Source organism: Bradyrhizobium sp. Kon58, assembly GCF_055807455.1.
Genome location: NZ_JBVVOT010000527.1, coordinates 1 through 255, shown reverse-complemented (window position 1 = coordinate 255; position 255 = coordinate 1). Strand labels below are relative to the sequence as shown.

Sequence of the window (255 nt, the reverse complement as noted above, 5' to 3'; positions counted from 1 at the left end):
ACAAGACGCAATTGGGCGATCACCTGAGCGAAAAATTCATCGAACAGGGGACTGTGCATCAGCCCGACAACTTGTTGGTGAAACGCCAGACTGTGAGTGGCCACGGCACGCCAGTCCTCACGTTCCCGCGCCAGAGTGGTGGCGTCGATTGCGTTTTGCATCCGCTCGGATTGGTCGTAAGTCAGAGCGCCACTTTGGGCAATGGCTTGCAGCTCCAAGGTGCGGCGGACCACAAATAGATCGCGCACTTCGTCA

Annotated in this window: 1 protein-coding gene; it reads right to left on the bottom strand. The window is 57.3% G+C overall.

All coding sequences use genetic code 11. The features are described from left to right. Nucleotides 1–255, bottom strand: a 255-nt coding sequence (locus AC0L20_RS41360; RefSeq protein WP_473295888.1) for an FCD domain-containing protein, incomplete at both ends; no start/stop codon positions are given.